Source organism: Streptomyces sp. NPDC046876, assembly GCF_040645035.1.
Taxonomy (GTDB): Bacteria; Actinomycetota; Actinomycetes; order Streptomycetales; family Streptomycetaceae; genus Streptomyces.
Genome location: NZ_JBEYXK010000247.1, coordinates 1 through 1,122 on the forward strand (window position 1 = coordinate 1; position 1,122 = coordinate 1,122).

Sequence of the window (1,122 nt, forward strand, 5' to 3'; positions counted from 1 at the left end):
AAGACATCGTCCGTTTGCTTTGTTCTTTCTTGGCGACTTGTAAGCAGGCTTTCAAGCTCACGTTTTTCGCCGGCTTCGCGTTCTCGATGAAATGTTTCAACAGATCTGTTTTCATTTCCAATGGAAGCGCGTCGAGTTTCTTCAGCAAGTTGTCTTTGGCGTGAGGGAACGTCTCCCGCAGCAAGGCAGTGAGTTGCTGGTCGAGGTGTGTGGCCTTGGCCTCGTATCGTTCAATTAATTGTTGCGTCGTATTGAGTTGGATGGACGTCTGGTAGATGGCCGTAAGGTCGGTTCCATCCTTCACCAACTGTTCTTTTTTCATGCCGAATTTGTTGCGACTCAACGCTTGAATCCGGAGTTGCTCGCTGACTTTCGTCGCCTGTTCGGTCGCCTTTTTCAGTTCCTGCAGCTGCAAGTGATGATTCACTTCACTAGTCGGTGGAATGGCTTCCACCGCATTCGTTTCAAGCGCCGTCAGCACATTCATTTTGTACGCCACGGTCCGATCATTGTGTTCGAATCGCTCCTCAATTTCAGGGATTGTCGTCGTGTGAAAAGTGGCTTTCCGTAGTGGAAGAGTGTGCATTTAAATCCATTATTAAGAGTTCAATGCGTGCCTTCATGAAATCCGGCGTCAAAACATCATAGACAATATGGTCGTTGTTTTCGCGATATACCTTCTTTCGATCTTTCTTTCTTGAAATGAGTGAATCGATATCAATGTCGTTAATGAAAAGCGTAAACAATGGCACATTCAATGCTTGTGCAATCAATTCCAGTACACTTAGTGAGGGATTTGCCTGTCCTCTTTCGAGTTGGCTAATAAGCGAAGTGCTAATGCCTGCAGATTCGGCAAACTCACGAATTGTCAGGCCTTTCTTTTTTCGATAATTTAATACCGTTTGCCCGAGACGATAATTGTTCATAGCAAAAATCCTTTCTAATATAATGTCTGTTTCCTTCATTTTGTGCTGACATACTAAACACGGAGAAGTAAGCCTACCAATGAGTACAGGAGTATTTTATACTTATGTTTGTACATTATAATAAATCTATTTCATTATTGTAAACAGTTATCTGGGAGGAAACAGAATTGAAATCACCATTTATTGCGTACATGGC

The 1,122-nt window shown here is 43.1% G+C and carries 2 protein-coding genes; both read right to left on the minus strand.

What is annotated here, in order from left to right; translation table 11 throughout:
- A partial coding sequence (locus ABZ924_RS38770) for a hypothetical protein (RefSeq protein WP_361920463.1) occupies positions 1-499 on the minus strand: 499 nt, incomplete at its 3' end.
- Positions 500-533: 34 nt separating this feature from the next.
- Complete coding sequence (locus ABZ924_RS38775; protein WP_361920465.1) at positions 534-926, minus strand: helix-turn-helix transcriptional regulator; 393 nt, start codon at positions 924-926, stop codon at positions 534-536.
- Positions 927-1,122 lie beyond the last annotated feature (196 nt).

Excerpts from the sequence above, each read along its gene's own strand:
- ABZ924_RS38775 (WP_361920465.1), bottom strand. The coding sequence starts at position 926 with ATGAACAATTATCGTCTCGGGCAAACGGTATTAAATTATCGAAAAAAG.